The organism is Bacteroides fluxus YIT 12057 (genome assembly GCF_000195635.1).
GTDB lineage: Bacteria > Bacteroidota > Bacteroidia > Bacteroidales > Bacteroidaceae > Bacteroides > Bacteroides fluxus.
This window is the reverse complement of the sequence record NZ_GL882632.1, coordinates 1-8,693: the sequence shown is the minus strand read 5'-3', so window position 1 is coordinate 8,693 and position 8,693 is coordinate 1. Positions and strand designations below refer to the sequence as shown.

Below are 8,693 nucleotides of genomic sequence, written 5' to 3'. Positions count from 1 at the left end.
AAATACAAAATCCCTCAGGTTTTTACGTTGATCCTGATCCGATCCTCTTTTGGAAGCTCCTTGAAAGGCATCTATAACAAGAAATCCCTAATAATCTACTGATTATTAGGGATTTCTTTGGGTGACTGATGGGACTCGAACCCACGACATTCAGAACCACAATCTGACGCTCTAACCAACTGAACTACAGTCACCATGTTAGTGCATTTCTTAAATGCGGTGCAAAGATATGGATAATCTTTAATATTGCAAAGAATTTGGCAAAAAAAATGCGTTTTCTGTGCTATTTTTTATTTTCGTGTATATCTATGTTGTGCTGTTGAAGGAGCTTTCGGGAGTTTTCGGTAAAGATTTTCAGATGGTTACGGGCATTTTGAGATAAACTGTCTGTTGGGTGGCCAACAGGATAAAGAATGTAATTTTTTTCTCCGGTGAGGTCGGGGCGGGCAGTCCATATAAGGGTATATCCGCAACTTGACACACGGCAATAGGGGAAAAGAATGGTGGTTGGGACAAGGGATGGAGAATGACTCTTGTCTGAATATCTAGGAGGGATAGGTTTGGGTAACGGGTATTTTTCCAGTTGTAAAGTGAAAATGAGTCCGCCGTCTGTGTTGGGAGATTGCATATTGGAGATGAAGTTTCCTAAAGAGTATGCAATGACATGTTGCTGATTGCCATTCATGCGTAGCTCCATTGGTTGGATAACATGCGGGTGTGCTCCGATGACATGAGTTACTCCTTGCTGCAGAAGCCAGTCGGCAAGTTCACGCTGGTTGGAATCGGGAAGTGACTGATACTCCTCTCCCCAGTGCATAATGGCAATGACGGCGTCCGGCCGATGGACTTGGGCATTACGGATATCTTGCAGGATAATCTCTTTATCAATGTAGTTGACGATGTTGGGTGTGGTGACTTTAATTCCATTGGTGCCGTATGTATAGTTGAGTAGTGCGATACGGAATCCTTTCTTACAGATGACTACGGGATATTGCTGTTTACGTTCTGAGGCGTTTCTGTAAGTGCCCGCATGGGCCATCTGTAGGGAGTCTAACATGAATATGGTACGTTCCAGCCCTTTTTTCCCGCGGTCCAGGCAATGATTGTTGGCCGTCATCAAGAGGTCGAAACCGGCATCTTTGATAGCTTGAAGATACTCGTCGGGAGCACTGAAAGTAGGGTAACCGTTGTAGGGCTTTCCCGCTAAGGTCACTTCTAGATTGCCGATGGCGAGGTCGGCACGGGAGATTTGGTCTTTGACAAGTGAGAAACAGGATTGATAATCGTATTTACCTTCAGAGGTGCGTGCGGCGTCTATCTGTGCCTGGTGCTGCATGAGATCGCCTGCAAACAATAGCGTAATCCTTTCCTGGGCAGAAAGGGTTACGCTATATGATCAAGGTGATAAAGGCTATGAGCGCTTTCATTGCCCTTGTTATTGGTAGATTGCTTTTTTACCTGCCAATAGTGTATTCTTCATTAAAGAGACAATAGTCATTGGCCCTACACCACCGGGTACGGGAGTGATGAATGAGCATTTCGGGGCGACTTCATCGAATTTTACATCACCGGTCAGTTTAAAGCCGGACTTTTTGGTTGCATCCGGTACGCGGGTAGTGCCTACATCAATAACGACAGCACCTTCTTTTACCATTTCTGCTTTGACGAAGTTGGGTTGGCCCAGTGCGGCGATAATGATATCTGCTTCCTGGCATTCTTTGACCAGGTCTTTGCTGCGGCTGTGGCAAACGGTTACAGTCGCGTCACCCGGATAGGCTTTCTGCATCATCAGTGCAGCCATAGGCTTGCCGACGATATTGCTACGCCCCAGTACAACACATTTTTTACCGGAGGTTTCTATCTGATAGCGTTTCAGCAGTTCAAGAATACCGTTGGGGGTGGCGGATACATAGCAGGGAAGCCCGATAGACATGCGTCCTACATTGATGGGATGAAAGCCGTCCACATCCTTGCGGTAGTCTATCGTTTCAATTACTTTCTGTTCGGAAATATGCTTGGGCAAAGGAAGCTGGACAATGAAGCCGTCCACGTCTGTGTCTTCATTCAGTTCACGTACTTTAGCGAGGAGTTCTTCTTCCGTTACCTCTGTTTCATAGCGGATAAGGGAGGATTTGAATCCACAAACTTCGCAAGCTTTGACTTTGGCGGCTACGTAAGTTTCACTGCCTCCGTCATGTCCTACAAGGATAGCTGCCAAGTGGGGACGTTTGCCTCCACGGGCCACTATTCCGGCTACTTCTGCTGCAATCTCCTGCTTTACTTGTTCTGAGATTGCTTTTCCATCAATTAATGTCATATTCAATAGTATTGTTTGAGTAATTATCTTATATCTTAGTGGTTACATTCACAAATGTAGAGCAAATAAGCGAATAAAACAACAATCCCGCTAATTTCATTGGGAATGAAGTCAGCGGGATTGCTTGTTTATAGTTTCTGTTACTTCTTCAGTTTAGGCATCATTTTGCCCATTTTGCTGCCGGTAACCATTTTCATCATCTTGCGGGTTTGGTCAAACTGTTTCAACAGCCGGTTTACTTCCTGGATGTTCGTACCGCTACCTTTGGCGATGCGTTGACGGCGGGAACCGTTCAGGATGGCAGGATTGCTGCGTTCTTCCGGAGTCATGGAGTAGATGATGGCTTCGATGCTCTTGAAGGCATTGTCGTCAATATCGATATCCTTGATGGCTTTACCCACACCCGGTATCATGGATGCAAGCTCTTTCAGATTACCCATCTTCTTGATTTGTGCAATCTGGCTCAAAAAGTCATTGAAGTCGAACTGGTTCTTGGCTATCTTCTTTTGCAGGCGTTTAGCCTCTTCTTCATCATATTGTTCCTGGGCGCGCTCTACCAATGATACGATATCACCCATGCCGAGAATACGGTCGGCCATACGGGAGGGATGGAATTGGTCGATGGCATCCAGTTTCTCGCCTGTACCTACAAACTTGATAGGCTTGTTGACTACCGAACGGATAGAAAGGGCGGCACCGCCACGGGTATCACCGTCCAGTTTCGTCAGTACCACACCATTGAAGTCAAGGCGCTCATTAAATTCTTTAGCGGTGTTTACGGCATCCTGGCCGGTCATTGAATCCACAACGAACAGGATTTCATTCGGATTGATGGCTTTCTTGATGGCTGCAATCTCGTTCATCATCTCTTCGTCCACTGCCAGACGTCCGGCTGTATCGACGATCACGAGGTCATAGCCTTTGGCCTTGGCTTCCAGAATGGCATTCTGGGCAATACGTACGGGATCTTTACTGTCGGGTTCGGAGTACATCGGCACTTCTATCTGTTCTGCCAATACGCGTAACTGTTCGATTGCGGCAGGACGATATACGTCACAAGCTACCAATAAAGGTTTACGGTTTTTCTTGCTTTTCAGCATACGGGCCAGCTTTCCGGAGAAGGTGGTTTTACCGGAACCCTGTAAACCGGACATCAAGATAACGGCGGGTTTGGAGTCGATATTGATTTCGGCTGTCTCTCCACCCATGAGTTGGGTCAGTTCGTCATGCACGATTTTTACCATCAACTGGCTGGGTTTCACTGCAGTCAGTACATTCTGTCCCAATGCTTTTGTCTTAACGGTATCAGTGAAATTCTTGGCAACCTTGTAGTTGACGTCAGCGTCCAGAAGTGCTTTACGCACATCTTTCAAAGTTTCTGCAACGTTGATTTCGGTGATTCTACCTTCACCTTTCAGAATTTTAAACGACCTTTCAAGTCTCTCGCTTAAATTATCGAACATAGTATCTATTTACAATTACTAAATTACAAATTACTCTTATTGAGGCGCAAAAGTACAAAAAATCCCTGTAACTGCCTCCATTTGGAAGCAGAATATTATTGAATGCCTGTTGCAGGGCAAATAAAAAGAATTCAGAAGATTACTTTCTGTTGATAATATCTCTTGCGTAAGGACCTTCATGATTGGGGTAACCGGGAGTGTGGCTGCAGCAAATGTTTCAAGGTGATTGTCTGTCGGAAAATGTAGAAAAAAGAAAATATAGAAAAAGCCTCCATTCACGTTCATAAATGTGAATGGAGGCTTTTGTACTATATATGTAGCGACGGAACTTGTCAGCCGTTCATGCTCAAAAGGAATTCGTCGTTGTCCTTGGTCTTTTCCAGACGGTCCTTCACGAAATCCATGGCTTCTATCGGGTTCATGTCGGACAGATATTTGCGGAGGATCCACATGCGGTCCAAAGTCTGCTTGTCCTGCAACAAGTCGTCCCGGCGAGTGCTGGAAGCGACGATGTTGACGGCGGGGAAGATGCGCTTGTTGGACAGGTTGCGGTCAAGCTGCAACTCCATGTTACCTGTACCCTTGAATTCTTCGAAGATCACTTCATCCATTTTGGAACCGGTGTCAATCAGCGCAGTGGCCAGGATGGTCAGCGAGCCCCCTCCTTCAATGTTGCGGGCTGCACCGAAAAAGCGTTTGGGCTTATGAAGTGCATTGGCGTCCACACCGCCGGAGAGTACCTTGCCCGATGCCGGAGACACGGTGTTGTAGGCACGTGCCAAACGGGTGATGGAATCCAGGAAGATGACGACATCATGTCCGCACTCTACCATTCGTTTGGCTTTTTCCAGAACGATACCGGCAATTTTCACGTGGCGTTCTGCAGGTTCGTCAAAAGTAGAGGCGATGACCTCCGCATTGACGGTGCGTGCCATATCGGTAACTTCCTCCGGACGTTCATCAATGAGCAGCATGATCATATAAACCTCGGGATGGTTGGCTGCAATGGCATTGGCGATATCTTTCATCAAGATGGTCTTACCGGTCTTGGGCTGTGCCACGATCAGGGCACGTTGGCCTTTACCGATAGGCGCGAAAAGATCGACCACGCGGGCGGAAAGCGAATCGGAATATCCTCCTTTGCAAAGCTTGAACTTTTCATCAGGGAAGAGGGGAGTCAGATGCTCGAACGGTACACGGTCGCGTACGAAAGCCGGATCACGTCCGTTGATCTTGGATACTTTTACCAGCGGGAAATATTTTTCGCCTTCTTTGGGCGGACGAATTACGCCTTCTACTACATCACCGGTTTTCAAACCGAATAATTTGATTTGAGACTGTGAGACGTAGATGTCATCCGGTGAAGAAAGATAGTTGTAGTCGGAGGAACGGAGGAAGCCGTAACCGTCCTGCATAATTTCCAATACACCGGTTCCGGTAAGGATATCATCAAATTCGTAGGCTTTCTCACGTTCTACAGGTTTGCGCTCGGCAGGATAGTTGTCGCCACTGTTGTATGGCTGCTGTGCAGGGCGTTGCTGCTGTATGGGACGTTGAGGATAGTTGTTGTTGCGGTTGTTATTGTTGTTGTACGGGGCGTTATTGTCGCGGGGACGGGGTCGTGGGCGCTGTGGCTGTGGTTGAGCCTGTTGCGGCAGTTCCGCCGGAGCAGGAGTCTCGGCTTTGGTAGCCTCGAATTTGCCGATAAGTTCGGAAGGCAATTCTATCTTTTCTGTAGGAAGATCCTCGATGGGGATGAAATCGTCTTCCGCTTCCGTCAGGATGGGATTTTCTTCCACTACGGCTTTCTTTTCAGCTTTGGTTTCTTTGGCGGGAGCTTTCGGTTCAAAGTTCAGTTCCGGTTCGGTTATTTCCGGTTTTTTGGCTGCTTCGGCCGTTGGGGCAGCGACTTCTTCCTCTTTTACCTTGCGGGGACGTCCCGGTTTACGTTTCGGGGTAGCGGCAGGTGTGGCAGGTGCCGATTCGGGCGATGATGCGGAAGTTGCTGCGGCAGCAGCTGTCACCGGTTCTTTGGCCGGCTCGGCAGCTTTGGGCTGTTTGGGGGTTGAGGGCGCTTCCTCTGTCTTTGACTTTGTAAGGTCACCGTTTTTGTTTGCTGTGAAAACTTTGTCTGCACTTTCCTTTTTGACAGTGACACGAGAGCGCTTTTGCTTTTCCCCTTTGCGCTCTTCTTTTAGTTTGTCGGCGGCTACTTTCTTGGTAGCACCGGCGATAGCCTGTTCATCAAGTATCTTGTAAACAAGTTCTTCTTTTTTGAGTGAGTCTGTTTTTTTGATGCCCAGTTCTTGGGCAATAGTTTGCAATTCCGACAAACTTTTGTCGTTCAATTGAATGATGTTATACATACAGTATATGTGTGAATGGTTTAAAATTTTTCTTTTGAAAAGGCCAAATGCATCGTTGCGGTTATCATTGGAAGCAACTTTGGCAAGTTTACCTTGTAATTTATGATTTAAATAGGGATCTTTGTTGTTGAACCGGAAATCTGATTAACAACCTTTACCTCAGTAAGGAGTCGCAGAATGTTTCAACGGCACAAAGGTAATAAATATTTTTGGTTTCATAAATAATTCGCCTTTTTTTAAATTTAAAACTTTATCTTTGTTTCAATATTAAGACACAGTTTATGGATATTAACGAAGCGCATCTGATTTTTTTCTCGCCTACCCATACTTCTAAACAAATAGGCGAAGCGATTGTTCGCGGTACGGGCTGCTCAAAAGTGGCTATAACGGATTTGACATTGCATACGGTTGAAAGGTTTGAGGTTCCACGGAACACGTTGACGGTTATTGCGGTTCCGGTTTATGGCGGGCATGTGGCTCCGTTGGCTTTGGAACGCATGAGGAATGTCCGCGCGAACGGTTCTCCGGCAGTAGTGGTGGTGGTTTATGGCAACCGTGCTTATGAAAAGGCTTTGGCGGATTTGGACACTTTTGCTTCCGGACTGGGTTTCAAGGTCATTGCCGGAGGAACTTTTATCGGAGAACATTCTTACAGTAATGAAAAAAATCCGGTGGCAGCCGGGCGTCCGGATGCGGACGATTTGAAGTATGCGGAGCTTTTCGGGGAGAAGATACGCGCGAAGATTGCTGCGGCTGCGGATATGGAGAATTTGTATGGTGTTGATGTGACCCGCATCCAGCGTCCGCGCCAGCCTTTTTTCCCCTTGTTCCGCTTTCTGCGTAAGGTTGTCAAGCTGAGGAAAAGTGGTGTGCCCTTACCGCGTACCCCGGAGACGGATGCGGAACTTTGCACGCATTGCGGATATTGTGTGAAGCATTGTCCGGCAGGGGCTATACTGAAGGGTGACGAGTGTAATACGATAGCGGAAAAGTGTATCAAGTGCTGTGCCTGTGTGAAGGGGTGTCCGCAGAAAGCACGTTCTTACGACACGCCGTTTGCGGCATTGCTTGCCGATTGCTTTCAAAGGCAGAAGGAGGACAGGATTATTGTCTAGTGCTTACAATCAGTACTCTTTTTGTCTTTTCGTCTATCTTGAACCTGTTGTCCGTTCTTTCTCCTATCAGCCAGACAATTTCTTCACCGGCGCATAACACCCATTGCCGCTCTTTTTGGAAAACGGAGAATTTGCGGTCGGTCAGGTAGTCGCTTACTTTTTTTCGTCCTTTCATGCCGAAAGGGACAAAGCTGTCCCCTTGCTGCCACAGACGCAGGGAGAGGGGGAGATGCAGTTTGTCTGCGTCAAGGCAGGCCGTGTCCTTGTTCCGGGGAATGATAAAGTCCGGAGTGTAGGTGTATTCCCTTATTTCCAAGATGGGGCGTCGGGTTTCGCATACCGGTTCTATCAGCAGGAACTCCCGGTCTTTGACGACACGCCAGCCGGCATTGGCGAAAATCTTCCCCGGTTGTCCATCCGCTGCTTGGAATATATCCTTGGTTTGGGAGGCATTGAATCCAAGTGGATGCAGAATTTCAAACAGCAGGGTTTCCGGAGACGGTTCTTGCAGCAGGGCGCTGATTTGTATCCCCTTGTCTGTCATTACCCGTTGCTTGGCTTCTTCTATACCTTTATTATATATAATGGCGGCATCGTCCAGGTGTCCGGCCGTTTTAAGAATACTTTCTTTTACTGCGGGATTTATTTCCTGCATCATGGGCAGCAGGTTCAGCCTTATTTTGTTCCGGGTATATTCGTCTTGAAGATTAGTGCTGTCCGTGACGTAGGCTTGCCCGATGCTTTCAAGATAGCTTATGATTTCCTTGCGGCCAATACATAATAGCGGACGCACTACTTTTCCGTTCTTGGGACGTATTCCCCGCAAGCCGTTGATGCCGGTTCCCCGGATGAGGTTGAGCAGAAAGGTTTCCACACTGTCGTCCTGGTGGTGTGCGACGGCGATGACGCCGGCGCCGCATTTTTTGCGTATTTCTTCAAACCAGGCATACCGCAATTCCCTTGCCGCCATTTCAATGGAGATGTGCCGTTCTTCGGCTTCCCGTTTCGTGTCAAAATGAACGGTGTGCAAAGGTACGTGCCGCGCATTGCATAAGTTGCGGACAAATGCTTCATCCCTGTCGGACTCTGCGTCCCGGAGATGAAAATTGCAATGGGCGGCCTCGCAGGTATAACCCGCGCTGAGGAGCAGGTGCAGTAATGCTACGGAGTCGGCCCCGCCGCTTAATGCTACGAGAATCTTCTCTTCCGGAGAGAAGAGTCTGTTGCGGTTGATGAATTGTACTATTTTCTGTGTGTCCATATTGCAAAGATAATACAAACCGAAGGCAAAATAAAAAGAACAGGTACTTTTTCTCTCGGGATGCCTTTTCTTCTTGTTCCGTTCTCTATGAACTAAGATTACGGTTACTGAAAACTAATCGTCCGACAGGTATTTTATTATCGTCCGACATCTGTTGAATTATCGTCCGAC

The 8,693-nt window shown here is 47.4% G+C and carries 5 protein-coding genes, 1 tRNA gene and 1 pseudogene; 1 reads left to right on the top strand and 6 read right to left on the bottom strand.

What is annotated here, in order from left to right:
* Positions 1-120: 120 nt before the first annotated feature.
* The 5 genes and pseudogenes from HMPREF9446_RS08800 to rho all read right to left on the bottom strand — a co-directional run bounded on the left by HMPREF9446_RS08800 (position 121) and on the right by rho (position 6,146).
* Positions 121-194: transfer RNA gene (locus HMPREF9446_RS08800), tRNA-His, on the bottom strand.
* A gap of 89 nt (positions 195-283) precedes the next feature.
* Positions 284-1,427: pseudogene (locus HMPREF9446_RS08795) on the bottom strand (CapA family protein).
* A gap of 8 nt (positions 1,428-1,435) precedes the next feature.
* Positions 1,436-2,317, bottom strand: coding sequence for a bifunctional methylenetetrahydrofolate dehydrogenase/methenyltetrahydrofolate cyclohydrolase FolD (folD, locus tag HMPREF9446_RS08790; protein WP_009125238.1), 882 nt, complete (start codon positions 2,315-2,317; stop codon positions 1,436-1,438).
* A 140-nt stretch (positions 2,318-2,457) separates the two neighbouring features.
* The gene (gene ffh / locus HMPREF9446_RS08785; RefSeq protein ID WP_009125237.1) at positions 2,458-3,780 is read right to left on the bottom strand and encodes a signal recognition particle protein; all 1,323 of its coding nucleotides are present in this window, start codon (positions 3,778-3,780) and stop codon (positions 2,458-2,460) included.
* Between the two features lie 332 nt (positions 3,781-4,112).
* Complete coding sequence (gene rho, locus HMPREF9446_RS08775; RefSeq protein ID WP_009125235.1) at positions 4,113-6,146, bottom strand: transcription termination factor Rho; 2,034 nt, start codon at positions 6,144-6,146, stop codon at positions 4,113-4,115.
* A gap of 281 nt (positions 6,147-6,427) precedes the next feature.
* On the opposite strand from rho, the gene HMPREF9446_RS08770 reads away from it, so the two are divergent.
* Positions 6,428-7,261: a 4Fe-4S binding protein gene (locus HMPREF9446_RS08770; protein WP_009125234.1), complete on the top strand. Its 834-nt coding sequence runs from the start codon at positions 6,428-6,430 to the stop codon at positions 7,259-7,261.
* Here HMPREF9446_RS08770 and tilS read toward each other — a convergent pair.
* The gene (tilS, locus tag HMPREF9446_RS08765) at positions 7,251-8,522 is read right to left on the bottom strand and encodes a tRNA lysidine(34) synthetase TilS (protein ID WP_009125233.1); all 1,272 of its coding nucleotides are present in this window, start codon (positions 8,520-8,522) and stop codon (positions 7,251-7,253) included. The genes HMPREF9446_RS08770 and tilS overlap by 11 nt on opposite strands.
* Between the last annotated feature and the right edge of the window lie 171 nt (positions 8,523-8,693).